This is a genomic window from Streptomyces sp. NPDC087845 (assembly GCF_044742755.1).
Lineage (GTDB): Bacteria > Actinomycetota > Actinomycetes > Streptomycetales > Streptomycetaceae > Streptomyces.
In genome coordinates this window covers 251,892-274,691 of sequence record NZ_JBIUVC010000008.1, presented here as the reverse complement: position 1 = coordinate 274,691, position 22,800 = coordinate 251,892, and the positions used below count along the sequence as shown (strand labels likewise).

Sequence of the window (22,800 nt, the reverse complement as noted above, 5' to 3'; positions counted from 1 at the left end):
GCGGAGATGCGTGGACGCGCACCTCCGCTCCCTTGTTCCGGTCGTCCGGCGTGGTACCGGGCATCCCTTTACCTGTTGTTTAATTGCGATCAGTTCGCAATAACAGTCGATCTTCAATAAGGGATGTGCAGAGTATGACGGGCCGATCGATACGGGGAGCGGTCGCCGTGACACTGGCGACCGTGCTGTCGTTGACCGCGGCAGCCTGCTCACAGCCGGGTGGCTCGGGCGGCGACTCCGGTTCGGGTGCGGGGGACTCGGCGGTGGTCGGAATCGCCTACGAGCCCGACAGCCTCAGCCCGCTGCTGGGCTACGGCAAGGACGGCAACTCCAAGATCTTCGACGGGCTGCTCGCCCTCGACGCGCACATGAAACTGCGGCCCGCGCTCGCCACCGCGCTGCCCGAGGTGAGCGCCGACGGACTGACGTACACGTACAAACTCCGCCGGGGCGTGAAGTTCAGCGACGGGAAGCCGTTCGGCGCCAAGGACGTCGTCTTCACCTACCGCACCATCCTGGACGAGAAGACCAACAACGCCTCCCGCACCGAACTCGACGCGGTGCGGAGCGTCGAGGCGTCCGGCGACGACACGGTTGTCTTCACGCTCAAGTACCCCTACGCACCCTTCGCCCAGCGCACCGTTCTGCCCATCGCCCCCGAACACGTCGCGGGCCGGCAGGACGTCAACACCGGCGCCTTCACCACCCGTCCCATCGGCACCGGACCGTACCTCCTCACCAAGTGGTCCAAGGGCGAGAAGCTCAGCTTCAGGGCCAACCCCGACTACTGGGGCGGCGCGCCGAAGGTGAAGAGGTTCACCATGGCGATCATCAAGGACGACGACGTACGCGCCACCCGGCTGCGCTCCGGCGAGCTCGACGGCGCGATCCTGCCGCCCAACCTTGCCAAGGGCTTCGCACGCGACAGCGGAACGCGGACGTACGCCGCCACCACGTACGACTACCGCACCGTGACCCTGCCCACCCACAACAAGGTCGCGGGCGACACCGCGATCCGGCGCGCCCTCGACGTCGCCGTCGACCGGCAGGCCATGGTCGACTCCATACTCAACGGCGAGGGCAGGGCCGCCTACGGGCCCGTCCCCACCGACAGCGAGTGGTTCACCAAGGGCACCGAACGCGCCCACGACCTGACCGCCGCGCAGAAGATCCTCGACGACGCCGGGTGGAAGCCGGGCAAGGACGGCATCCGCAGCAAGGACGGCGTGCGCGCCGCGTTCCCGCTCTGGTACCTCACCGGGGACAAGCTCCGCCAGGACCACGCACTCGCCTACGCCTCCGACGCCAAGAAGGCCGGCATCGACATCACCACCGAGGCCGGGACCTGGGAGGTCATCGAGCCCCGGATGAAGCAGGACGCGGTCCTCGCGGGCGGCGGTTCGCCCGCCGACCCCGACTTCGACCAGTACACCCTGCTGAAGTCCTCGCTCGCGGGCGACGGATTCAACAACATGGCCTGGTACGACAACAAGGCCGTCGACCAGGCCCTCGAAGCGGGACGCAGGAGCGGCGGCAAGGCCGCACGCAAGGCCGCCTACGACACCGTCCAGCGCGAACTGGTGAAGAACCCCGGCTACACCTTCCTCACCCACATCGACCACCTCTACGTCGTGAAGGACCGTTTCGGCGCCCTCACCACCCAGGTCGAACCACACGACCACGGCCTGGCATCCGGTCCGTGGTGGAACGTCGAGGACTGGACGCCGAAGAAGTGAACCACCGCCTCCCCTGGGGGCCGATGGGCAGGATGGCGGGCCGGCGGGTGCTCCTCGCCGTCCCCGTCCTGGCCGCCGTGACGTTCGGCGTGTTCGCCGTCGCCGCCGCCTCCCCCTTCGACCCGGTCAAGGCGTACGCGGGCACGGCCGGTCTCACCGCCTCGCAGGAGAACCTCGATCAGCTGCGAGCCAATCTCGGTGTCGACCAGCCCCTCGTGGCCCGCTGGTGGAACTGGCTGACCTCCGCGTTGAGCGGCGACCTCGGCGACTCCAGCGTGATGCGCCAGCCGGTCGCCGACGTCATCGGCGAACGCCTGGGCTGGTCCGTGCTGCTGGCCGCGAGCGCTTTTCTCGTCGCCGTCGTCCTGGGCACGGGCCTCGGTGTGCTGGCCGCACGCAGGCCGGGCGGCCTGCTCGACCGGTGCGTCAGCTCCGCCGCGTACACGCTCGAAGCCGCCCCGGCCTTCTGGCTCGGACTGCTCGCCATCTGGTTCTTCGCCCTCGAACTCGATGTGCTCCCGGCCGGCGGACTCACCGACGCGGCGAGCGACACCGTCACCTTCGGGCAGGTGGCCTCCCATCTGGTGCTCCCCGCGGCCGTGCTCGGGATCTCCCAACTTCCCTGGTTCTTCCTCTACGTACGCCAGGGCGTCGCCGACGCACTGGACGAGGACCCGGTACGCGGCGCCCGCGCCCGCGGACTGCGCGAACGCACCGTGCTGCTCGGCCACGCCCTGCGCTCCGGGATGCTGCCGATGCTCACCCTGATCGGCTCCCGCGTTCCCGAGCTCATCACCGGCGCCCTGCTCGTCGAGACGGTCTTCAGCTGGCCCGGCATCGCCGCCGCCACCGTGCAGGCCGCCACCTCCGTCGACTTCCCACTGCTGGCGGCGCTCACCGTGCTCGCCACCGCGGCGGTCGTCCTCGGCAACCTCCTCTCCGATCTGCTGTACGCGATCGCCGACCCGAGAGTGGGCTTCGATGGCTGAACTCGTCCTCGGACCCGCCCGCCGCACCACCCGCCGCATCCGGGTGGTCAGCTCCGCCGGGATCGTCGCCGCGGTGCTGCTCGCGATCCTGCTCGTACCGCCCCTGGCCCAGCTCGACCAGCAGGCCGTCGATCTCGCGGCCAAACTCCGGCCACCGTCCTGGCAGCACCCGTTCGGCACCGACGACGTCGGCCGCGATCTGCTCCTGCGCTGCGTCTACGGGCTCCGCGTCTCGCTGCTCGTCGGTATCGTCGCCGGACTCACCGCCACCGTCATCGGGACCGCCGTCGGTGCGCTCGCCGCCGCGTTCGGGGGCTGGACCGACCGGATCGTCATGCGGCTCGTGGACACCTTCTCCTCCGTCCCGCATCTGCTGCTCGGCATCTTCATCGTCGCGATGTTCCGGCCCGGCGTCGGCCCGGTGATCGTCTCCGTCGCCCTCACCCACTGGCTCTCGACGGCCCGCATCGTCCGCTCCGAGGTCCTGTCGCTGCGCTCGCGCCCGTACATCGACGCGGCGATCTCCGGCGGCGCCTCGCGCGGCCGGGTCGTCGTCCGGCATCTGCTGCCCGCGGTCCTCCCGCAGGCGGGCCTTGCCGCGGTACTCATGGTGCCGCACGCCATGTGGCACGAGTCCGCGCTCTCCTTCCTGGGGCTCGGACTGCCCACCCACCAGGCGAGCCTCGGCAACCTCGTGCAGACCGCGCGCGGTTCGCTGCTCGCCGGGGACTGGTGGCCGACGCTCTTCCCCGGTCTGTTCCTGATCATTCCGACCCTCGCCCTGGCAGGTCTTGCCGGTGCCTGGCGGGAGAGGATCAACCCGCGCCGCCGATCGGAGCTGATGCTGTGAAGAGCACCCCGAACCCGCAGACTTCGGACCCGCAGACGCCGAGCACTCGGACCCCGGACCCGCAGACATCGGAATCACGGCCTCCGGTCCTTTCCGTCCGCGGCCTCTCCGTCCGCTTCCGGATGCGCGGCGAGCGTGATGTCGCGGCCGTCAGCGACGCACACTTCGACCTCGCGGCGGGGGAGTGCCTGGCCCTGGTCGGCGAGAGCGGCTGCGGCAAGTCGGTACTCGCCTCCGCGCTGCTGGGCCTGCTCCCCGGAAACGCTCGGACCGCGGGGTCGGCGGTGCTCGGTGACGGTACCGATCTCCTCACCGCCGACGAACGGACCCTCGCCCGCACGGTACGGGGACGCCGCGTCGGACTCGTACCGCAGAGCCCCGCGGCCCACCTCACCCCGGTTCGCACCGTACGGTCCCAACTGGAGGAGACCCTCCGTGAGCTGACCGGCAGCCGCAAGCCCGCCCTGCGCGCCGCGGCCGAGCAGGCCGCCGCGCGTGCCGCGTTCCCGGCCGGCCACCTGGACCGGTACCCGCACGAACTCTCCGGCGGCCTCGCCCAGCGCGCCGCGACCGCGCTCGCCCTGATCGGCGACGCACCCCTGCTCCTGGCCGACGAACCGACCACCGGACTCGACCGCGACCTGGTCGAGCGGACCGTCGACGAACTGCGCAGGCACACCGACGGAGGCCGGGCGCTGCTGATCATCACCCACGACCTGGCGGCCGCCGAGCGGATCGCCGACCGGGTCGCCGTGATGTACGCGGGCCGCATCGTCGAACTCGCCGAAGCCGGCCCGTTCTTCGGGGAGCCGGGACCGCGCCACCCGTACGCCCGCGGACTCCTCGACGCCCTGCCGGAGCGTGCCTTCGCACCCGTCCCCGGAATGCCGCCGGAACTCGGAGCGCTCCCCGACGGCTGTGCGTTCGCGGCCCGTTGCGGCCGCGCCGACGAACAGTGCTCCGTCCCACCCCCGTTCGACGGCCGTCTCGCCTGCCACCACGGTGTGCGGACAGCCGCGGAGGAGTCCGCCCATGCTTGAACTCACCCGTGTCACGGCCGGATACGACTCCCGCGATCCCGTGGTCCGCGACGCCTCACTGACGATCCGACCGGGGGAAGCCGTCGGACTGCTGGGCCCGAGCGGCTGCGGCAAATCGACCCTGGCCAGGGTCGCGGCCCTGCTGCACCGCCCGGACGCGGGAACGGTCACTCTCGACGGCCGACCGGTACGGGGCTGGCGGCACCGCGCCCCGCGGGCCCAGCGCACCGCCGTCGGTGTCGTCTTCCAGCAGCCCCGGCTCTCCGCCGATCCCCGGCTCAGCCTGCGCGAACTCATCGCCCAGCCGCTGCGTGCGACCGGCCGGCGCTCGGAGGTGACGGACCGGGTCGCCGAGCTGGCTCCGGACGTCGGCCTCACCGCCGAACTGCTGCACCGGCGTCCGCACGAGGTGAGTGACGGCCAGCTCCAGCGCGCCTGCCTGGCCCGGGCGTTGGTCCTGCGGCCGCGCTGGCTGATCTGCGACGAGATGACGGCCATGCTCGACGCGTCGACGACCGCCGCGCTGGTCGCGGTCGTCGAGTCCTACCGACGCGAGTCCGGGGCAGGACTGCTGGCAGTCGGCCACGACCGGGTGCTGCTGGAACGCTGGTGCGACCGCACCGTCGGCTGGCAGGAAGTCTCCGGGCACGGCACGTCGGAAGAGGCACTGAGCCCGGCCGGATGAGGGCATGCCCGCCCCGCGGCCGACAATGGAGGCACCGGGACGATCCCGCGTCCGGCGGATTCAGGGGGAGGGGCAGCATGGCCGGTCGGTGGGTGGAGCTTGAACTCGATGTCAGCGCGTTCGACGCGGAGCGGTTCGAGGCGTACGTGACCCGGTGCAGTGCCGCCGGCATCCGGTTGACCACGCTCGCCGAACTGGGAGACACACCGGAGCACCGCCGAGCCCTGTACGAGCTGAACAAGGAGTGCTCCGCCGACATCCCGGAGCGGGGCGCGTTCTACTCGTTCGACGAATACACCGAGTGCCGGCTGGAAGTCCCTCCCTTCGATCCGCAGAGTGTCGTGATCGCCCTGGACGGCGAAGCCTGGATCGGCATGGCGGCGACCTCCGACCGCGGGGAGTTCGTCGTCAACGAGATGACCGGGGTGAGGGCCGCGTACCGGGGGCGCGGCGTCTCCGTCGCCATGAAGACGTACGGCATGGCCTTCGCCCGAACACGTGGAGCGCGCAAGGTCCGCACCTTCCACCATCCGGCGAACGCAAGCGCCATCGCGATGAACCGGACGATGGGCTTCATCGACGCCGACGGCTCCGATCGCTGACCCAGGACGAGGGCTCGGGACGGTGGTGTCCCGGGTGTGTGACCGTCGGTGCATCGAGGGCGATCGTGCCTCGCCCGTCCGCGTCCGCAGACACGCGGCCATGACTGGGACGCCACGGGAAGGGGCTGCCTCTCATGCTCGCGCGGCGCCCCCTTGTACGCCCCTGTCAGACCTGTGCCAACCGTGTGCGCAGGGCGTCGATGTCGGGCAGGAACCAGAGCTGGGTGCCCCGGTTGCTCTCGCGGACGAAGTCCGGCAGGGCGCCGCCGGCCTCGGTGTGCCGGGAGATGTCCCCGACGACGGCCAGTTTCAGGCGGTAGTTGGCGAACTTCTGGACGATGCCGCCCGCGACGCGGGTCCGCAACCAGAAGAAGTCGTCCGTGAGCCGGCCGACCGGAACCGCGACCCAGGCGGCGTCGTGCCCGAGCCCTTCGCCGATCAGGTCGAGGGCGTCCTGCTCGTTGCGCAGCGGAGCGCCGTCCTGCGCGCAGACGAGGACGGGTGTGCCTGCGAGGTGCTGGAGCGTGTCAGGCATGGGGCTGTGTTCCTCGGAGGTGTAGGCGCTGCTCATTCCGGTTCCTCGATCAGAGTGTTGATGATCTTCAGCAGGTCCGCTGTGGTGTCCAGGCCGCCCAGGACGATGATCTTGAGGGTGGCTCGTTCCTCGTCGTAGACGGCCTCCACGCGCAGTCGGTCATGGCCCGGCTCGTGGTGCCGGCCCTGCGCGGCGGCCATGACCAGGTTGGTCAGACGGATGGTCGCTTCGGGGCTGATCGCGTCGATCTGCACGATGCCGGACACCTCGGCATGGCGCGTACGGCGAGCGGGAGGCGGCGCGGGGATGCCGGTGAACGCCTCCAGATCCTCACGGGTGACGCGGTACTGCCTGCCGACCCGGGTCGCTTTCAGCCGCCCGTCCCGCACATAGCCCCGCACGGTCCTGACATGGAGTCCCAGCAGGCCGGCCACTTGGTCCACCGAGTAGTAGAGCTGCCGCACCATGTCGCCCCCACCTGCGCTTCCGCCCGCCCCGCAGGCATTTCATTTCCTTTAACGTACATGAGAAAGGGAAGATTAGGGAAGTTTAAGGTGTCCGAGGGGGAGTGGTGAGCGGACGGACGGGTTGTCAGTCGCGTGGGTCGGGTCGGTGCCGCCTGCTCCCGGAGGGGCCGGCCGTGCGCACGGAAGGCGCCCCGGGGAGGCGGCAGAGCCGGGTGCAGGCAGGTGCCGCCCTTCCTCCGCAACGCCCATCGCCCATCGTCCGTCGGCCGGCCACCGGAGACTCGCGCGTACCGCCCGCGGGCCGCAGCGCCGACGGCGCGCGCTCGGCAGTGACGACCCCGTCCGGCGTCCACCACCGCCCGGCGGTCCCGGGCCCGGCCGGGGGCCGGGGGAACGGCAGTCGACGGGCGGACGACGACCCGGTCAACTCTTGTGAAGTGCCTGCCCGTTGCGGGTGCTGTCGTCGCATACTCGGTCGCGTCCGCCCATCCGATCCGCCTCGCTCCCAGGAGAAAACATGGCGTCCCCGACCCGCCGAAGCGTCGTCACCACCGCGCTCGCCACCGTCGCCGCAGGCGCGGTCCTGTCCCCGCGGACGGCCGTCGCGTCCGAGGCCCCCGCCGCACCCCCCGCCGCGGGCCGCCACCGTCCGCGCCCGCTGCGCCGGGCCCACGCGCACAACGACTACCTGCACCCGCGCCCCCTCCACGACGCGCTCGCCCACGGCTTCACCAGCGTCGAGGCGGACATCTTCCTCGTGGACGGGGAGCTGCTGGTCGCCCATGAGGCCACCGACCTCGACCCCGCCCGAACCCTCGCCTCGCTCTACCTGGACCCGCTGCTGGCCAGGGTCCGGGCCAACCACGGTGCGGTCCACCCCGGCTACCGCGAACCCGTCCAGCTACTGATAGACATCAAGACCGACGGAGCGGCCGCCTACCTCGAACTGGACCGGCAGCTCCAGCGGTACCGGCAGATGCTGACGGCGTACCACCACGGCCGGGTGCGGCCCGGCGCGATCACACCCGTCATCTCCGGCGACCGCGCCGCCCGCGCCCCGATGGAGGCGCAGCGCACGCGATACGCCTTCTACGACGGCCGGCCGGACGACCTCGGGACCGCGGCCACCGCCGCGTTCATCCCGCTCATCAGCGACAGCTGGAGCGACAACTTCAGCTGGCTGGGCGCGGGGCCCTTCCCCGTGGCCGAGCGGGAGAAACTGCGCTCGCTCGTCGCGACGGCCCATCGAGGCGGCCAACGCGTCCGTTTCTGGGCCACCCCGGACATCGCGGGACCGGAGCGGGAAGCCGTATGGACGGAGCTGCTGGCCGCCGGGGTCGATCACCTCAACACCGATGATCTGGCCGGGCTCGGACACTTCCTGCGTACCCATGACAGGGACGCCGGGGCCGAGGCGGCTCCGCTCGGCGGCCGGCCGGCAGCAGGCGCACCCATCGGAGCGTGACAGCCAGTCAACACCCGGATGGCGGACATGCCAGTCCGCCGGATGGCCTCTGCGCTACGCCACACTGGCGGCCGAATGCCGCATTCCGGCGCGGCGGAGGAGGTTGGCCATGGCCATTTCGATCTCACTGGTGCTGCTTCTGCTGATCCTCGCGGTGGTTTTCCTCCGCAACGGGGGGCTGAAGATTTCGCACGCACTGGTCTGCGCCATGCTCGGGTTCTTCCTCGCGGGCACGAGCATGGCGCCGACCATCCAGAACGGCCTGACGGCCACGGCCGACGTCGTCAGCAGCCTCAAGCCCTGACTCCGGCCCTCGTCGGCGCATGCGCGGGACTCCCCACCCATGGGTATCGATCGCACACGATCGGTAGCGATCCAGAACAGGGCTGATACGGACCGGCCTCACGAGCAGAAAGTGATCGCTCTGAACAGTCGGCGGCACGAAACCGTCATCCGGGGACGACCGGACCGCTGGGATGAAACGGTCCGAGACGACACGGACCGCACGGGTGACGGCCCCTGACCGGACCTCGCGCCGGGGCATGGCACCTCCCCAAGGACCTGGAGAACGCCGCCATGTCTTTTCCGCCCCTCGGACGCGATTCGGGCGCCGCTCACCACGAGTACTGCGCGACCGGGCGCTGCTGCCGCTGCCAGCAGCGCCCCTGGACGACCAGGGCGGGCCACGAACAGCTCTGCGGTCCGTGCGCCGCCTGCTGCCGTGAATGCGGCCGGGCCCCGGCACCGTATCTGGACGGGCTCGACGGCGGTCTCTGCCTCGACTGCCGCGGTCTGTGCGGCCGTTGCCGTGAACCGTTGTCGCCCGAGGGCGGGTGTTCGTGCCGGAAATGGCGGGAGAGGGCGGGGAGCGACCCGGTCGGATACGTCCTCCAGGCGCTTCCCCAGCCGCTGACGCGGGCGCTCGGCCGCCGCTTCCCGCCCGCTCTTCTCGAACTGATCCATCGCGAGCTGGCCCGGCGCAGCGCCGACCAGCTCCGGGAACGGCTCGAACGCCGATGGAATCTCCGCTGGTCCCACGCCCTGCACGAGAAGAACGAGGACGGCGGTCAGCGGTGGAGCGCCGCGGATGTCGCCGAGCGGCTGCTGTGGCCGGGGTCCTGCTCCGACCCGCGGTGCGAGGACGGCTCTCTCGTCGCCACGGACACCGCGTGCACGCACTGCCGGCGGCTCGGGCATCGCTTCGTTCCTTCGGTCGCCGGCCGGGCCGCCGCACCGGACCACGCACGGGCCGCGGCCGCCGGGATCCGGCGTGCGATGCTCGACCGGCACGACCGCACGCGAGGCCCCGGCCCGCGGTCCGGTCCGTTGCCCGGCTGACCCCGGCCGCCCGTCTCGCGATGCTCCGTCCCGTGACAGCCGCACGTGACGCGCCGTGTTGCGCCGGCGTGAAGCAGGCATGAAACCTGATGCAGTTGCATGGATACCTCAAGGTGATCGCTCTGGCGCCGGGCGGCGGCGCGACCCCGTACCCGACCGAGGAGCCCGATGCTTCCGCCGTCCCGAAGAGCGCGTGCCCGCGCACCGGCCCTGGCGCTCGCCCCCTGCGGCACCGCGCTCCTGACACGGCCCGCCACGGCCTGGGCGGGGGAGTGTGCCACCACCACCTTCGACCTCAGCCAGGAGGGGCGGGCGACGGAGGCGAACCGGTCGCGGTGCCGTGCCGCCCGGCGGGACGAAGAAGAGGCTGTCCTCGCCCCCGGAGGCATCGTTCTCGCGGCTCCGGCACACCGCCGCTGTGCCGCACCGCCTCATGAGCCGACGAGCCGGGACCGGATCAGGAAACGCACCCCCTCCGGAGCCTCCAGAGAGAATCCGCTGCCCCGCCCCTCCACCACGTCGACGATCAGCCGGGTGTGCGCCCACACCTCGTACTGGCTCCTCGACATCCAGAACGGGACACCCTCCGCCACCCCGTCGACGTCCAGCGAGGCCAGCAGCACGTCCGAGCCGCCGGTACGGAACTCACCGGCCGGGTAGCACATGGGCGCGCTGCCGTCGCAGCAGCCGCCCGACTGGTGGAACATCAACGGGCCGTGGACCGCGCGCAGTCGGCGCACCAGGTCGGCGGCCGCGGCGGTGAGCTCCACGGTCGCCGCGCCGGACGGGCTCATCGCCGCGGCCCGGAGCCGGAGTTCCCCGCAGCGCGGCGGACCGGCGCCGGGGGCCTCGTACCGAATCGGTTCATGCATCAGTCCCTTCGACCTGGGCGGGAGACGGTGTGCCGGCGCCGCGGCCGGGCGTCTACGGCACCGTACGCCCCTCTGCCTCCTTCGCCCATGCGTAACGGTGTTCCGGCCGGCCGGTGTCGCCGTACTTGAGGCTGAGGCTGATACGGCCCGCGCCCTCCAGGTACTTGAGATACCGCTGGGCGGTGGAGCGGCTCAACCCGGCCCGGGTGGCCACCTCGTGGGCGGACAACGGCTCGTCGGCGGCCGACAGGACATGGCGGATCACGTCGGCCGTGGGCGCCGAGTGGCCCTTGGGCAGAGCCGCCGCAGGGCCCGGCTCCGCGGTGCGAAGGGCACCGAATATCCGGTCGACCTGCTCCTGTCCCGCCTCGCCCCGGCCGCCGCCCACGCCGTCGAGGGCCCGGCGCAGGGCTGCGTAACCCTCCAGCTTGGACCGCAGACCCGTGAAGCTGAACGGCTTGACCAGGTACTGCAGGGCGCCGTACCGCATGGCCGTCCGGACGGTCGACACATCACGCGCCGCGGTCACCATGATCACATCGGCCGGGTGGCCGAGCTGGCGCATGCGTCGCACCAGGGTCAGCCCCGTCTCGTCCGGAAGGTAGTGATCGAGAAGGACGAGATCGACGTGGTGGCGCTCCAGGAAGGCCAGCGCCTGCGCGGCGGTGTGCGCACGTGAGACCACGCGGAAGCCGGGAACCCTGGCCACGTACTCGGCGTTGATCTCGGCAACACGGAAGTCGTCGTCCACCACCAGGACATCGATCATCGCAACTCTCCCACTCCGGTCGGCGTCCGGACGCCGAGTGCCTCGGGCAGAACGACGGTGAAGACCGCGCCGCCGCCGGCCCTGGCGGTGACGCGAGCCGCGCCACCGTAGCGCTCGGCCAGCCGGCGCACCAGCGCCAGACCCAGACCGCGGCCACGATGCGCGGGGGACTCCTTGGTGGACCAGCCCTCGGTGAAGATGTGCTCGCGCATGCCGGGAGGTATCCCGGGACCGTTGTCGCTGACCCGCAGGACCGCGGTGGTCCCCTCGGCGAGCAGTTCGACCTCGACGAGCGAAGCGACGTCCAGCGCGTTGTCGATGAGGTTGCCGAGGACCGTCACCAGATCGCGCGGGTCCACCACCATGTCCGGGAGCCGGGTGTTCGGCGAGACGCGCAGGGACGCGCCACGCTCCGCCGCGATGGCCGACTTGCCCACCAGCAGCGCCGACAGCAGCGGGTCGTTGACGCGCTCGGCGACCTGCTCCGCCGATGCCCGGTGACCATCGGTCACCTCCGCGACGAACTCCACCGCGGCTTCGTGCCTCCCGAGTTCCAGCAGCCCGAGCACGGTGTGCAGCCGGTTCGCGTGCTCGTGGTCCTGGGCGCGCAACGCGTCCAGCAGGCCGTGCGTGGAGTCCAGCTCACGGCCGAGCAGCTCCAGCTCGGTACGGTCGCGCAGGGTGACGACGGCTCCGCCGTCACCGGTGGGCATGCGGTTGGCGATCAGCACGCGCCCCTTGCAGACGGTGATCAGGTCGGCGCCCCCGACCCGTCCCGCCAGCACCTCCGTCGTACGGCCCGGCGGCAGCACTTCGCCCAGCGGCCGCCCGAGGGCGTCCTGGCCCAGCTCCAGCAGGCGCCGCGCCTCGTCGTTGAGCAACCGGATCCGGCCCCGGGCGTCGAGGGCGAGAACGGCCTCGCGAATGCTGTGCAGCATGGCCTCCCGCTCGTCCAGCAGCGCGGAGATGTCGGCGAACGCCAGCCCATGGGTGCCGCGCTGCAGCCGCCGCGACACGGCCAGGGCGGCCAGCACGCCCACGGCGAGCGCCGCCCCGGAGTAGAGCAGCAGACCGGGAATGGCCCCGAGCAGCCGTTCATGGACGCTGTCGTAGGCGATGCCGACCGAGACGGCACCCACGATGGTCCCGTCCCCGTCGCGCAGGGGGACCTTCGCGCGTGCCGAGCGGCCCAGGGTTCCGTTGTCGATCTGCATGACCTCCCGCCCGCCCAGAGCCGTGCTGGGATCGGTCGAGACGTGTCTGCTGATCTGCGCCGTGTCGGTGTGCGACCAGCGAACCCCGCGGGTGTCCATGACCACGACGTAGAGCGCCCCGGTGGCCCGCCGGATCCGCTCCGCCTCGGCCTGTACCGGTCCGGTGGGGCTGGGGTCGGTGCCGGCCAGGTTGCGTACCAGGCCGGGTTCGGCGGCGGTGGTCTGGGCGATGGACAACGCCTGATGCATCGCCTGGTCGTCGAGCTGGTGGCTCAGGGGCGCGAGGAAGAGCCCGGTGACGAGCATGATCACGCCGGTGGTGATGGCTACCTGGGTGAGCAGGACCTGGGCGAAGACACGGCGGGGCCAGTGAATCCGCATGTGCTTCGACCTCTGCCTTCCGCCGGCCAGGAACCTGATGCTCCGTTTCGTCCTTGTGTGAACGCAACGTAAACGCCGCCGTCGTCGATGAACAGTCCTCGTGGCCCATTCGTTGCCGCAGCGTGAGCAGAACGGGCAGAACCGCGGGTTATGGGCAGAAGCAGGAGTTGTGAGCGCAAGGGTGCCCACGTCCGGGCGCCGCACCTAGCGTCCCGCTCCATGAACAGCGATACGAGCCCCGCCATCGAGCTGCGGGGGGCGAGCAAAGCGTTCCGGACTCCGTCGGGGGCGCTCCACACCGCCGTAAGGGATCTGGACCTCACCATCGGGCGCGGTGAGTTCGTCGCCGTCGTCGGTCCCACCGGATGCGGCAAGTCGACCACTCTGACCCTGGTGAGCGGTCTGGAGGAGCCCACCGAGGGGGAGGTGCTGGTGGGCGGCGAGCCGGTGCGCGGCATCGGCGACAAGGTCGGCTTCGTCTTCCAGCAGGACGCGGTTTTCCCCTGGCGGACCGTGCTCTCCAATGTGATGGCGGGTCCTCGCTTCCGTGGCGTGCCGAAATCCGAGGCGAAGGAACGGGCCCGGCAGTGGCTCGCCCGGGTCGGGCTGTCCACCTTCGAGGACCGGTATCCCCACCAGCTGTCCGGTGGTCAGCGCAAGCGGGTCGCCCTCGCGGCCACCTTTGTCAACGACCCCGAGATCCTGCTCATGGACGAACCCTTCTCCGCACTCGATGTGCAGACCAGGGCCCTGATGTCGGACGAACTGCTGGAGCTGTGGGCCGGCACCGGCTCCTCCGTCGTCTTCGTCACCCATGACCTGGAGGAGTCCATCGCGCTGGCCGACAAGGTCGTGGTCATGACCGCGGGCCCGGCCACGGTCAAGGAGGTCTTCGAGATCGACCTGCCCCGCCCCCGCAAGGTCGAACAGGTGCGTCTGGAGCCCCGGTTCGTCGAGATCTACCGGGAGATCTGGTCCTCGCTCGGCGAAGAGGTCCGCATCACCCGTGAGAGGGGTGCCCTCGATGCCGCCTGAAACCCTCACGGCGAACGCCGCCGTCACGAAGACCGAACGCACCCGGGCCAGGGTGCGGGCCGCCCGGAACCGCAGGTACCTGGTGCTCGGGAGCCGGGTCGCGGTGCTCCTCGCGGTCATCGGGCTGTGGGAGTGGCTGGCCCGTACCGCGGTCATCGACCCCTTCAACTTCTCCATGCCGTCGAAGATCTGGGACCAGATCCGCACCTGGGTCGTCGACGGCACCGCCCAGGGGCCCCTGTGGGAGCAGATCTGGTACACGCTCCACGAAGCGCTGCTCGGCTGGGTCATCGGTGTGATCGCCGGTGTGCTGCTGGGAATCGCGCTGGGCCGTGTCCGGTTCGCCGCCGACGTCCTCGGCCCGTACATCAAGGTGCTCAACGCCCTGCCGCGCATCGTGCTCGCCCCGATCTTCCTCATCTGGTTCGGCCTCGGCCCGGCCTCGAAGGTCGCCTCCGCGGTCGTCCTGGTGTTCTTCCCCGTCTTCTTCAACGCCTTCCAGGGGGCCAGGGAGGTCGACCGCAACCTCGTCGCCAACTCCCGCATCCTGGGCGCGAGCAACCGGCAGGTCACCCTTCAGGTGGTCGTCCCCTCGGCCACGTCGTGGATCTTCACCAGCCTGCATGTGAGCTTCGGCTTCGCCCTCATCGGCGCCATCGTCGGTGAGTACATCGGTGCCACCAAGGGGCTCGGACTACTGGTCGCCGCCTCCCAGGGCACGTTCAACGCCGCCGGTGTCTACGCCGCGATGGTCATCCTCGCGATCGTCGCGCTGCTGGCCGAAGGCCTGCTGACCTTCCTCGAGAAGCGGCTCTTCCGCTGGAAGCCTGCCGAGGCGGACACCGCCCGCTGACCCCCGTCGCCATCCGCACACCCCGAATGCTTCTTCACAAGGACGTGAATCAGATGCGCACATCCACCAGGATCTCGGCCGCCGCCGTCGCCGGGGCACTCGCCCTGACCAGCCTGACCGCCTGCGGCGGCGACTCCACCTCGGCCTCCGGTGGCAAGAACGACAAGGTCAAGATCATGGTCGGGGGCCTGGACAAGGTCATCTACCTGCCCGCGATGCTCACCGAACGGCTCGGCTACTTCAAGGACGAAGGGGTATCGGTCCAGCTCCTCACCGAGCCCGCGGGCGTCCAGGCCGAGACGGCGCTGGTCTCCGGCGACGTCCAGGGCACGGTGGGCTTCTACGACCACACCCTCGACCTCCAGGTGAAGGGCAAGCAGGTCGAGTCGGTCGTCCAGTTCTCCCAGGCCCCCGGCGAGGTCGAGATCGTCTCCGACCGGGCGGCGGGAGACGTCAGGTCCGCGAAGGACTTCAAGGGCAAGAAGCTCGGTGTGACGGGGCTCGGCTCCTCGACCGACTTCCTCACGAAGTACCTCGCGGTGAGCAACGGGGTGAAGACGAGCGAATTCACGCCCGTGGCCGTCGGCGCGGGGCAGACGTTCATCTCCGCCCTTCAGCAGGGTTCCATCCAGGGCGGTATGACCACCGATCCGACGGTCGCCACCGTCCTGGACAAGAAGCTCGGCAAGATCCTCATCGACATGCGGACCCCGGAAGGATCCAAGCAGGCGCTCGGCGGGCTCTACCCGTCCTCCAGCCTCTACATGCAGACCGAGTGGGTCGACAGCCACAAGGACACCGTCCAGAAACTGGCCAACGCCTTCGTCAGGACGCTGAAGTGGATGTCCACGCACAGCGCCGACGAGATCGCCGCGAAGATGCCCGCCGACTACGCCCAGGGCGGCGGAAAGGCTCTCTACGCGAAGGCCATCAAGAGCACCCTGCCCATGTTCACCACGGACGGCGTCATGCCCGCGGACGGCCCCGCCACCGTCGAGCGGGTCCTGAAGGCCTTCAACCCCAACCTGAAGAACGCGAAGGTGGACCTCGCCAAGACGTACACCACGGAATTCGTCAAGAAGGCGGGCTGACCGCGGGCGCCGAGGACGCCCGCGCGCCGAACCCGTCCGGCTCGATGCCCCGCCTACTGCTTCCAGTTCGGAGGCTGGGCGGGGTCGAGCGTTCGCCACTGGGCGAGGACCTTGGGGTCCTGCGCGTCGAGCCAGTCGGTCAGTTCGCGGAAGGAGACACAGCGCACCTCCTTGCGCGGGCAGACCTCTCGCATCGTCTCCTCGGCGGCATCCATGTAGATCCCGCCGTTCCAGTCCTCGAAGTGATTCCCGATGAACAGCGGCGCCCGGCTGCCGTGGAACACCCGGTTGAACCCGGCGACGTACGAGTCCTTCGCCTCCTTGCGCCATTTTCCGTATTCCGCGGGGTCGCCCTCGGTGTTGCCCTCCGACTGGTTGTAGAGGAAGTTGAAGTCCATGGACAGCACCTGGAAGTCCTTGCCGGGGAACGGCAGCATCTGCAACGGGAAGTCCCAGACACCGTTCTTCTTGGAGGGCCAGATCTGGAAGTCCCCCGGGGAGCTCGCGTCGTAGCGCCATCCGAAGGGCTTGGTCGCCGGCAGGAGGGTCTTCTGGCCTTCGAGACAGGGGGCCCGCCCGCCGACGACCTCGCGGGTGGGGTCGAACGGCAGCGGATCGAGGTCGGTGAAGCCCGTGTTGGTCTTCCAGTTCTGCACGAAGGAGTAGAACTGGTTGATCTCGCTGATCCACTCGTTCGTACTCCAGTCCCCACCGCCCTTCTTGTCGCAGAAGTGACCGTTGAAATGGGACCCGATCTCATTGCCCTCCCGCCAGGCGCCGCCGAGCTGTTCCAGCGTCATGCGGATGTGTTCACGCGTCGGGTACGAGATCGCGGCCGCTCCGGGCTTGTGCTGCGGCGGCTCGTAGAGGTTGCTCTTCTCCTTCGGGAGCAGGTAGATCCCGGTGAGGAAGAACGTCATGTGCGCGTTGCTCTCCTTGGCCGCACGGCGGAACCGCGAGAACATGCGATCGTCGCCCTCGAGCGCGCCGTCCCAGGAGAACACCACGAACTGCGGCGGCTTCTCACCCGGCTTGAGCCGCTCGGCCTTCAACCGGTGTGGCTGGGGTCCCGTGTAGGACGTGGAGCCGTCCCCCAGAATCCTGATCTTCCCGTCCCACTTCTCCTCCTCCGTCCTCTTCCCGCCGCCCTCACTGCGCTCCCGGGCGGTGGGCGTCGGCGCGGCGACGGTGCTCGTGCCCCGCGGGGTCCGGCTGTCCGACGCATCGTCGGACGCCAGCGGGATCAGCGCCGCGGAACCCGACACGACAAGGCATGCCGCGAGCCCGAGCACGACACGGGGCGTCGCGCGGGCCCGAATCCGGTCAACAGCGGATTTTTTTCTGGTCTTTGTCACTTCGTCATGGCTTCCGTGTATGTGTTCCAGATCCGGGACGAGAGCTTTCGGCCGGCCGCCGAGCTGCCGCCCAGTCCCTTGAGCGGCAGCGGTGCCAGACTCTTCGCCAGGTCCATGCGGTACACGACGACGGCCGTGGACGCGGTCCGGTCGTATCCGACGTACCAGCGCGCGGTGTCGTCCTCGGTGGTTCCCGCCTTGGCGGCGACCGGTGGGGCCGAGCCGGCACCGGTCTTCCCGTCGGGCCGTGCGAGGGACGCGGTGACCTCGTCCGCGACGGCGGACCGCACGGCGCGCTTCGTCCGCGGCAGGTTCAGCCGGACCGGCTCGCCGTTGCGGGTGACCTTCCGTACCGAGTACGGATCGGTGTGCATGCCGTGGGCCGCGAACATGCCGTACGCGTCGGCCATGCGGATGGCGCTCGGCGTGGAGTTCCCCATCGAGAACGCGGGAACGGGTGGGCCGAAGCTGGACGGGAGCAGCCCGGATGCTTCGGCCGTACTGCGGACCTGCTTCAGCCCCGCGTCCATGCCGAGCTGGAGGAACGGGGAGTTCACGCCCTTCGCCATGGCGTCGTGCAGGCTGATGCGGCCGTAGGAGTGGTCGCCGTCGTTGCGGCCCTTGACCATCTTGCCGCTGCGGTCCCAGTAGGGGCCCTCGGGTGTCATGACCGGGATGTCGTCGTCACCGTCGTACACGGTCGAGGGGGTGACGGTGGTCCGGGGGCCGTTGCGCCGGGGCGCGATGCCGTGCTCCAGGCCGGCGGCGTAGACGAACGGGGTGAAGGCCGAACCGGCGGGCACGGTACCGGCGTTGGACTCGTTGAAGGCCTGCCGTTCGAAGTCCGGGCCGCCGTACACGGCGAGGATCCGGCCGTCCGGGGCAACGGACGCGGCACCGAACCGGACGTGGCGGTCGGTCTTGCGCTGCTTGGGATCGAGCGTGTCGCGCGCGTCCTTCACGGCCCGGCTGAGGGCGGTCATCCGCGGCTTCTCGAACGTCGTGTAGATCTGGTAGCCGCCGAGGTCGAAGCGCGCGTCGGAGATGTGCCCGGCACGCTTGGCGTACGACTCGGCGAGCTGGACGAGGTAACCGTCCTGCCCGGCCGTGCTGTTCGGCTTGTGCAGGGGCTTCGGATCGGGAAAGACCGTGTACCGGGCCCGCTCGGCCGGGCTCAGCCTGCCGATCTCCACCATGCGGTCCAGCGTCCACTTCCACCGGGCGACGGCACGCTTGCGGTTGTGCGGGTTGACGGCGGGGTCGTAGAGCGAGGCGCCCTTGAGCAGGGACGCGAGGAACGCTCCCTCGCTGGCGTCGAGTTGGGTGACCTCCTTGCCGTAGTAGGCCTGGGCCGCGCGTTGGAGACCGTAGGTGCCACGGCCGAACCAGCTGGTGTTCAGGTACTCCTGAAGGATCTTGTCCTTGCTCACATGGCGGTCGAGTTTGACCGCGAGCAGCATCTCGGTGAACTTGCGGGAGAAGGACTGGTCCTGCGAGAGGTAGACGTTCTTGACGTACTGCTGGGTGATCGTCGAGCCGCCCTGGGTGTCGCCCTCGCCGACCGTGCGCCACAGCGCGCGGGTGATGCCCTGCGTCGATATGCCGTGGTCCGAGTAGAAGTCGGCGTTCTCGGCCGCCAGTACGGCCCATCGGACGTCGTCGGGAATCTTCGACAGGGGCATCTCCTGGCGGCTCACCCAGCCGGTACGGGCCATGGGCGTGCCGTCGGCCCAGTAGTAGACGGTGTCCTGCTGCGTGGCGAACGCGTTGAGGTCCTTGGGGATGTCCGTACGCGCGTAGGCGATGCCCACCACGGTCGCGAGCGTTGCGGTGACCATCAGGAACGAACCCAGGGCCAACCGCCACGAGGGCACCCATCTCCGCCAGCCGCGCCGGCCCGCGCGTGGGTAGTCCGGGCCGCGCAGCAGGCGTGGGCGTGGCCGCTTCGAGTGTTTTCGGCGTCCCGCGCCCCGGGCCCGCGCGGTCCGGGCGGAGCGCGCCGTTCTGCTGAATGCGTTGTGCTGTGTCATTCCGTCCAGCCGTGACAGGCCGGGCCGGCCGCGGACTACGACCGTGCCCGTACACATGTAGTGGTCATTGCTCGTCCGCTGCCACGCCTTCGGCTCGGCCGGTGCAAGGCATGCGCATCCCGGGTCCGGTTCAGGCCCTGGGCCGCTGATCGGACGGAAGCGCCCAGAGGGTGACCACACGCTCCCCCCTCGCCGACTCCGTCGCAGCAAAGGCCAAAGCATGACCGAGAGTTGCGTCGCGAAGTCACGCAAAGATAACAGGCCGCCGGGGAAGTCCGTGCCGCCCGGTCCCGATCGGGCGCCGGAGGGCCGTAGTTGGGCCCGGAATGCGGGCTCGGCTCCGACCCTGCCGCCGGCCGGTCCGCGGGCGTTGGTCGAGCGTGGGGTGTCCGGGTTCCACTGAGTGGTCGCAGATGTGTTCGCTTTCGGGTGACTTGACGGCCTGTTGCCGGTGGAGCGCCGCCCGCAGCGCCCCACCATCGCAAGCAGCCGAATCCGCCCGGCGTTGGGAGACTGCCGTGCACATCCTGCTCGTGGCGAGCGCGTTCAACAGCCTCACTCAGCGTGTTCATGCTGAACTGGGGGACCGTGGCCACGTCGTGGCGGTGGAACTCGCTCTGCCGGAGGAGTCCGCACGCGACGCGTCGCTGCGGCGGGCCGTGCGCGAGTTCGCGCCCGACCTGGTGGTGGCCCCGTTGCTGAAGACCGCCATCCCACGGGAGGTGTGGGCAGCGCACACCTGCCTCGTCGTCCATCCGGGCCCGCCGGGCGACCGCGGTCCCTCCGCCCTCGACTGGGCGATCGACGAGGGCGCGGACACCTGGGGCGTGACCGTTCTGCAGGCCGACGAGGAAATGGATGCCGGGGCCATCTGGGCATCGGCCACCTTTCCGGTGCCACCGGTGGGCAAGAGCGACCTCTACCGCAACGAGGTCTCCGACGCCGCGCTGCGGGCAGTGCACCTCGCCGTCGAGCGCTTCTCGTCCGGTACGTACGTTCCCCGCGCACAGACCGGCGGGGACGAGGAGCTGCGCATCCGTACGCGGCCGTACCTCCGGCAGGAGCACCGCCGCATCGACTGGGGGTCGGACTCCACGGAAGCGGTCCTGCGCAAGCTGCGAGCCGCCGACTCGCACCCCGGCGTGCGGGACGAACTGCTCGGCGGTGAATGGTTTCTGCACGGGGGGCACCCGGAGTACGAACTGCGGGGCGGGCCGGGCGAGCTGGTGGCCGTGAGGGCCGGGGCCGTCTGCCGGGCGACGACCGACGGCGCGGTGTGGATTCCCGAGCTTCGCCCCCGTCGCCGGCCGGGAGGGCCCGCCACGTTCAAGCTGCCCGCCGTGACGGCGCTCGCCGGGCGCCTGCCCGCGCTGCCCGAGTGCCCCGCGCCCTTGTTCGAGGAAGGGCGCGAGCCCGGCTGGAGCGACATCAGCTACCGGGAGGAGGGGCAGGCCGGGTTCCTCTCGTTCTCCTTCCCCGGCGGTGCGATGAGCACGGTGCAGTGCCGACGCCTGCTCGACGCCTACCGGCTGGTCTGCCGACGGCCCACCTCGGTGCTGGTCCTGGGAGGCGGCCGGGACTTCTTCTCCAACGGCATCCACCTCAATGTCATCGAGGCCGCCGCCGATCCCGGCGAGGAGTCCTGGGCCAACATCAACGCCATGGACGACTTTGTGGAGGCCGTGCTGACCACCACCGACCGCCTGGTGGTCTCCGCCTTGGGCGGCAACGCGGCCGCGGGCGGGGCGATGCTCGCCCTGGCCGCGGACGAGGTCTGGTGCAGATCGGGCGCGGTGCTGAACCCGCACTACCGCCTGATGGGGCTGTACGGCTCCGAGTACTGGACCTACACGCTGCCGCGCAGGGTGGGGGCCGCCGCGGCGGAACGCCTCACCGACAGGGCGCTGCCGGTGAGCGCCGAGGCCGCTGTGCGGCTCGGCCTGGCCGACCGGACGATCGCCTGTGACGCGCCGTCGTTCGCGGGCGAGGTCACCCGGCTGGCGGCCCGGATCGCCGCGTCGCCCGCGGCGTTGTCGCGGATCGCCGCGAAGAAGGCGGTGCGGGACCGGGACGAGGCCCACCGGCCGCTGGCCGACCACCGGGAGCAGGAGCTGGCCGTGATGCGGCGGATCTTCTTCGATCCGCGGTCGTCCTACCACGCGCTGCGACGCGCGTTCGTGCGCAAGGAACCTGCGCCGGGCCGCCCGGCGCACGCCGTCCCGGTCCCGGCCGGCGGTTCTCCGGGGGATCGGCCCGCCCGGGGGCCCGGCGTCACCGCACTGGCGGCGCACCACGAGGTCTCCGCACCGAACGCTTGCTACCAAGAACAGTGAAGGTCGATGTGTCGGCCTTCGTGTGTCTCTTCCCAGGGAGGCATCCTCATGGATGCAGCAACGTCGAACGCCGTGGACGCACCCGCTGCGGCCACCGGAGAAGAGTCCCCGATCCATATCCTCTGGATCAACGCGGGGCTGAGCTGTGACGGTGACTCGGTGGCTCTGACCGCCGCGATGCAGCCGAGCATCGAAGAGATCGTGACCGGTGCGCTGCCCGGTCTGCCCAGGATCGAGGTCCACTGGCCGCTGATCGATTTCGAATGCGGTCCCGTGGGCGGTGCGGACACGTTCATCGAGTGGTTCTTCAAGGGCGAGCGCGGCGAGATCGATCCCTTCGTCCTGGTGGTCGAGGGTTCCATCCCGAACGAGACGATCAAGCCGGAGGGGTACTGGTGCGGGTTCGGTGACAATCCGGAGACCGGCCAGCCGATCACCACCAGCGAATGGATCGACCGGCTGGCGCCCAAGGCCCTGGCCGTCGTCGCCATCGGGACCTGCGCCACGTACGGCGGTATCCACGCGATGGCCGGCAACCCGACCGGTGCGATGGGCCTGCCCGACTATCTCGGCTGGGACTGGAAGTCGAAGGCCGGGATCCCGATCGTGTGCGTGCCGGGCTGCCCGATCCAGCCGGACAACTTCTCGGAGACCCTGACCTATCTGCTGTACCAGGCGGCGGGATCCGCTCCGATGATTCCGCTGGACGACAAGCTCCGTCCCACCTGGCTGTTCGGGGCCACCGTGCACGAGGGGTGCGACCGGGCCGGCTACTACGAACAGGGTGAGTTCGCCCCGACCTACGACTCGCCCAAGTGCCTGGTCAAGCTCGGCTGCTGGGGCCCCGTCGTCAAGTGCAACGTACCCAAGCGCGGCTGGATGAACGGCATCGGAGGCTGTCCGAACGTCGGCGGCATCTGTATCGCCTGCACCATGCCGGGCTTTCCTGACAAATTCATGCCGTTCATGGACGAACCGCCGGGTGCCAAGCTCTCCAGCACCGCCAGCGGCGCGTACGGGACGGTCGTCCGCAGGCTCCGGGCGATCACGGCGAAGACCGTGGACAAGGAACCGAAGTGGCGGCACAAGAGGGGCCGGCTGACCACCGGCTACCGGCCCCCGTGGTGAACACGCCCAGGACACCGATCACACTCCACACC

Annotated in this window: 21 protein-coding genes; 14 read left to right on the top strand and 7 right to left on the bottom strand. The window is 70.3% G+C overall.

What is annotated here, in order from left to right:
- The first annotated feature begins 134 nt into the window (after nucleotides 1-134).
- The 6 genes from ACIOMQ_RS22140 (at nucleotide 135) to ACIOMQ_RS22115 (ending at nucleotide 5,902) form a co-directional block, all read left to right on the top strand.
- The gene (locus ACIOMQ_RS22140) at nucleotides 135-1,736 is read left to right on the top strand and encodes an ABC transporter substrate-binding protein (RefSeq protein ID WP_401265224.1); all 1,602 of its coding nucleotides are present in this window, start codon (nucleotides 135-137) and stop codon (nucleotides 1,734-1,736) included.
- A gap of 23 nt (nucleotides 1,737-1,759) precedes the next feature.
- On the top strand, nucleotides 1,760-2,725 hold the full coding sequence (locus ACIOMQ_RS22135) for an ABC transporter permease (protein ID WP_362202739.1): 966 nt from the start codon (nucleotides 1,760-1,762) through the stop codon (nucleotides 2,723-2,725).
- Nucleotides 2,718-3,575 (top strand): ABC transporter permease, encoded by an 858-nt coding sequence (locus ACIOMQ_RS22130; RefSeq protein ID WP_401265221.1) that lies wholly within the window; start codon nucleotides 2,718-2,720, stop codon nucleotides 3,573-3,575. Before ACIOMQ_RS22135 ends, ACIOMQ_RS22130 begins: the two co-directional genes overlap by 8 nt.
- Nucleotides 3,576-3,697: 122 nt before the next feature.
- The gene (locus ACIOMQ_RS22125; RefSeq protein WP_402189951.1) at nucleotides 3,698-4,615 is read left to right on the top strand and encodes an ABC transporter ATP-binding protein; all 918 of its coding nucleotides are present in this window, start codon (nucleotides 3,698-3,700) and stop codon (nucleotides 4,613-4,615) included.
- Complete coding sequence (locus tag ACIOMQ_RS22120) at nucleotides 4,608-5,300, top strand: ATP-binding cassette domain-containing protein (protein WP_362202574.1); 693 nt, start codon at nucleotides 4,608-4,610, stop codon at nucleotides 5,298-5,300. The genes ACIOMQ_RS22125 and ACIOMQ_RS22120 overlap by 8 nt, the downstream gene beginning before the upstream one ends.
- A 77-nt stretch (nucleotides 5,301-5,377) precedes the next feature.
- Nucleotides 5,378-5,902 carry a GNAT family N-acetyltransferase gene (locus ACIOMQ_RS22115; RefSeq protein WP_401265214.1) on the top strand — a complete coding sequence of 175 codons (525 nt, stop codon included), beginning with the start codon at nucleotides 5,378-5,380 and terminating at the stop codon, nucleotides 5,900-5,902.
- Between the two features lie 166 nt (nucleotides 5,903-6,068).
- Here the strand turns inward: ACIOMQ_RS22115 and ACIOMQ_RS22110 are convergent, their stop codons facing one another.
- Together ACIOMQ_RS22110 and ACIOMQ_RS22105 are read right to left on the bottom strand one after the other, a co-directional pair.
- Nucleotides 6,069-6,437, bottom strand: a complete 369-nt coding sequence (locus ACIOMQ_RS22110; RefSeq protein ID WP_402190084.1) for a DUF4180 domain-containing protein — start codon at nucleotides 6,435-6,437, stop codon at nucleotides 6,069-6,071.
- Nucleotides 6,438-6,469: 32 nt separating this feature from the next.
- On the bottom strand, nucleotides 6,470-6,904 hold the full coding sequence (locus ACIOMQ_RS22105) for a helix-turn-helix domain-containing protein (protein WP_362202568.1): 435 nt from the start codon (nucleotides 6,902-6,904) through the stop codon (nucleotides 6,470-6,472).
- A 517-nt stretch (nucleotides 6,905-7,421) separates the two neighbouring features.
- On the opposite strand from ACIOMQ_RS22105, the gene ACIOMQ_RS22100 reads away from it, so the two are divergent.
- The 3 genes from ACIOMQ_RS22100 to ACIOMQ_RS22090 all read left to right on the top strand — a co-directional run bounded on the left by ACIOMQ_RS22100 (nucleotide 7,422) and on the right by ACIOMQ_RS22090 (nucleotide 9,707).
- Nucleotides 7,422-8,369 carry a phosphatidylinositol-specific phospholipase C/glycerophosphodiester phosphodiesterase family protein gene (locus ACIOMQ_RS22100; RefSeq protein WP_401265210.1) on the top strand — a complete coding sequence of 316 codons (948 nt, stop codon included), beginning with the start codon at nucleotides 7,422-7,424 and terminating at the stop codon, nucleotides 8,367-8,369.
- Nucleotides 8,370-8,478: 109 nt separating this feature from the next.
- A complete protein-coding gene (locus ACIOMQ_RS22095) occupies nucleotides 8,479-8,673 on the top strand; it encodes a hypothetical protein (protein ID WP_362202562.1) in 195 nt (64 codons plus the stop codon).
- A gap of 272 nt (nucleotides 8,674-8,945) precedes the next feature.
- Nucleotides 8,946-9,707 (top strand): hypothetical protein, encoded by a 762-nt coding sequence (locus ACIOMQ_RS22090; protein WP_401265207.1) that lies wholly within the window; start codon nucleotides 8,946-8,948, stop codon nucleotides 9,705-9,707.
- Nucleotides 9,708-10,138: 431 nt separating this feature from the next.
- Here ACIOMQ_RS22090 and ACIOMQ_RS22085 read toward each other — a convergent pair whose 3' ends face one another.
- The 3 genes from ACIOMQ_RS22085 to ACIOMQ_RS22075 form a co-directional block, all read right to left on the bottom strand.
- Nucleotides 10,139-10,501, bottom strand: coding sequence for a DUF779 domain-containing protein (locus ACIOMQ_RS22085; RefSeq protein ID WP_362202733.1), 363 nt, complete (start codon nucleotides 10,499-10,501; stop codon nucleotides 10,139-10,141).
- Between the two features lie 130 nt (nucleotides 10,502-10,631).
- Entirely contained in the window at nucleotides 10,632-11,348 is a 717-nt protein-coding gene (locus tag ACIOMQ_RS22080; RefSeq protein ID WP_362202556.1) for a response regulator, read from the bottom strand.
- The gene (locus ACIOMQ_RS22075; protein WP_362202553.1) at nucleotides 11,345-12,943 is read right to left on the bottom strand and encodes a sensor histidine kinase; all 1,599 of its coding nucleotides are present in this window, start codon (nucleotides 12,941-12,943) and stop codon (nucleotides 11,345-11,347) included. Before ACIOMQ_RS22075 ends, ACIOMQ_RS22080 begins: the two co-directional genes overlap by 4 nt.
- A 219-nt stretch (nucleotides 12,944-13,162) precedes the next feature.
- Here ACIOMQ_RS22075 and ACIOMQ_RS22070 point away from each other — a divergent pair, with 219 nt between their 5' ends.
- The 3 genes from ACIOMQ_RS22070 to ACIOMQ_RS22060 are packed head-to-tail and all read left to right on the top strand — an operon-like array spanning nucleotide 13,163 to nucleotide 15,922.
- Nucleotides 13,163-13,978 (top strand): ABC transporter ATP-binding protein, encoded by an 816-nt coding sequence (locus tag ACIOMQ_RS22070; RefSeq protein WP_401754450.1) that lies wholly within the window; start codon nucleotides 13,163-13,165, stop codon nucleotides 13,976-13,978.
- Nucleotides 13,968-14,831: an ABC transporter permease gene (locus ACIOMQ_RS22065; protein ID WP_362202547.1), complete on the top strand. Its 864-nt coding sequence runs from the start codon at nucleotides 13,968-13,970 to the stop codon at nucleotides 14,829-14,831. Before ACIOMQ_RS22070 ends, ACIOMQ_RS22065 begins: the two co-directional genes overlap by 11 nt.
- A gap of 53 nt (nucleotides 14,832-14,884) precedes the next feature.
- The gene (locus ACIOMQ_RS22060) at nucleotides 14,885-15,922 is read left to right on the top strand and encodes an ABC transporter substrate-binding protein (RefSeq protein WP_362202544.1); all 1,038 of its coding nucleotides are present in this window, start codon (nucleotides 14,885-14,887) and stop codon (nucleotides 15,920-15,922) included.
- A 53-nt stretch (nucleotides 15,923-15,975) separates the two neighbouring features.
- On the opposite strand, the gene ACIOMQ_RS22055 is transcribed toward ACIOMQ_RS22060, so the two are convergent.
- Both ACIOMQ_RS22055 and ACIOMQ_RS22050 read right to left on the bottom strand, forming a co-directional pair.
- On the bottom strand, nucleotides 15,976-17,277 hold the full coding sequence (locus ACIOMQ_RS22055) for a hypothetical protein (RefSeq protein ID WP_362202541.1): 1,302 nt from the start codon (nucleotides 17,275-17,277) through the stop codon (nucleotides 15,976-15,978).
- Entirely contained in the window at nucleotides 17,274-19,115 is a 1,842-nt protein-coding gene (locus tag ACIOMQ_RS22050) for a transglycosylase domain-containing protein (RefSeq protein ID WP_401754455.1), read from the bottom strand. The genes ACIOMQ_RS22055 and ACIOMQ_RS22050 overlap by 4 nt, the downstream gene beginning before the upstream one ends.
- Nucleotides 19,116-19,720: 605 nt before the next feature.
- Here ACIOMQ_RS22050 and ACIOMQ_RS22045 point away from each other — a divergent pair.
- Together ACIOMQ_RS22045 and ACIOMQ_RS22040 are read left to right on the top strand one after the other, a co-directional pair.
- The gene (locus ACIOMQ_RS22045; protein ID WP_402189946.1) at nucleotides 19,721-21,640 is read left to right on the top strand and encodes a hydrogenase maturation protein; all 1,920 of its coding nucleotides are present in this window, start codon (nucleotides 19,721-19,723) and stop codon (nucleotides 21,638-21,640) included.
- 48 nt (nucleotides 21,641-21,688) lie between these two features.
- On the top strand, nucleotides 21,689-22,768 hold the full coding sequence (locus ACIOMQ_RS22040) for a hydrogenase expression protein HypE (RefSeq protein WP_362202532.1): 1,080 nt from the start codon (nucleotides 21,689-21,691) through the stop codon (nucleotides 22,766-22,768).
- Nucleotides 22,769-22,800 lie beyond the last annotated feature (32 nt).

Coding starts and splice junctions, on each gene's coding strand:
- ACIOMQ_RS22085 (WP_362202733.1), bottom strand. CDS start 10,501: ATGAGCCCGTCCGGCGCGGCGACCGTGGAGCTCACCGCCGCGGCCGCC.
- ACIOMQ_RS22105 (WP_362202568.1), bottom strand. CDS start 6,904: ATGGTGCGGCAGCTCTACTACTCGGTGGACCAAGTGGCCGGCCTGCTG.
- ACIOMQ_RS22135 (WP_362202739.1), top strand. CDS start 1,760: ATGGGCAGGATGGCGGGCCGGCGGGTGCTCCTCGCCGTCCCCGTCCTG.
- ACIOMQ_RS22070 (WP_401754450.1), top strand. CDS start 13,163: ATGAACAGCGATACGAGCCCCGCCATCGAGCTGCGGGGGGCGAGCAAA.
- ACIOMQ_RS22075 (WP_362202553.1), bottom strand. CDS start 12,943: ATGCGGATTCACTGGCCCCGCCGTGTCTTCGCCCAGGTCCTGCTCACC.
- ACIOMQ_RS22045 (WP_402189946.1), top strand. CDS start 19,721: ATGTGTTCGCTTTCGGGTGACTTGACGGCCTGTTGCCGGTGGAGCGCC.
- ACIOMQ_RS22110 (WP_402190084.1), bottom strand. CDS start 6,437: ATGCCTGACACGCTCCAGCACCTCGCAGGCACACCCGTCCTCGTCTGC.
- ACIOMQ_RS22080 (WP_362202556.1), bottom strand. CDS start 11,348: ATGATCGATGTCCTGGTGGTGGACGACGACTTCCGTGTTGCCGAGATC.
- ACIOMQ_RS22120 (WP_362202574.1), top strand. CDS start 4,608: ATGCTTGAACTCACCCGTGTCACGGCCGGATACGACTCCCGCGATCCC.
- ACIOMQ_RS22050 (WP_401754455.1), bottom strand. CDS start 19,115: ATGGTCACCGCAACGCTCGCGACCGTGGTGGGCATCGCCTACGCGCGT.
- ACIOMQ_RS22125 (WP_402189951.1), top strand. CDS start 3,698: ATGCGCGGCGAGCGTGATGTCGCGGCCGTCAGCGACGCACACTTCGAC.
- ACIOMQ_RS22100 (WP_401265210.1), top strand. CDS start 7,422: ATGGCGTCCCCGACCCGCCGAAGCGTCGTCACCACCGCGCTCGCCACC.
- ACIOMQ_RS22040 (WP_362202532.1), top strand. CDS start 21,689: ATGGATGCAGCAACGTCGAACGCCGTGGACGCACCCGCTGCGGCCACC.
- ACIOMQ_RS22065 (WP_362202547.1), top strand. CDS start 13,968: ATGCCGCCTGAAACCCTCACGGCGAACGCCGCCGTCACGAAGACCGAA.
- ACIOMQ_RS22115 (WP_401265214.1), top strand. CDS start 5,378: ATGGCCGGTCGGTGGGTGGAGCTTGAACTCGATGTCAGCGCGTTCGAC.
- ACIOMQ_RS22130 (WP_401265221.1), top strand. CDS start 2,718: ATGGCTGAACTCGTCCTCGGACCCGCCCGCCGCACCACCCGCCGCATC.
- ACIOMQ_RS22095 (WP_362202562.1), top strand. CDS start 8,479: ATGGCCATTTCGATCTCACTGGTGCTGCTTCTGCTGATCCTCGCGGTG.
- ACIOMQ_RS22060 (WP_362202544.1), top strand. CDS start 14,885: ATGCGCACATCCACCAGGATCTCGGCCGCCGCCGTCGCCGGGGCACTC.
- ACIOMQ_RS22090 (WP_401265207.1), top strand. CDS start 8,946: ATGTCTTTTCCGCCCCTCGGACGCGATTCGGGCGCCGCTCACCACGAG.
- ACIOMQ_RS22140 (WP_401265224.1), top strand. CDS start 135: ATGACGGGCCGATCGATACGGGGAGCGGTCGCCGTGACACTGGCGACC.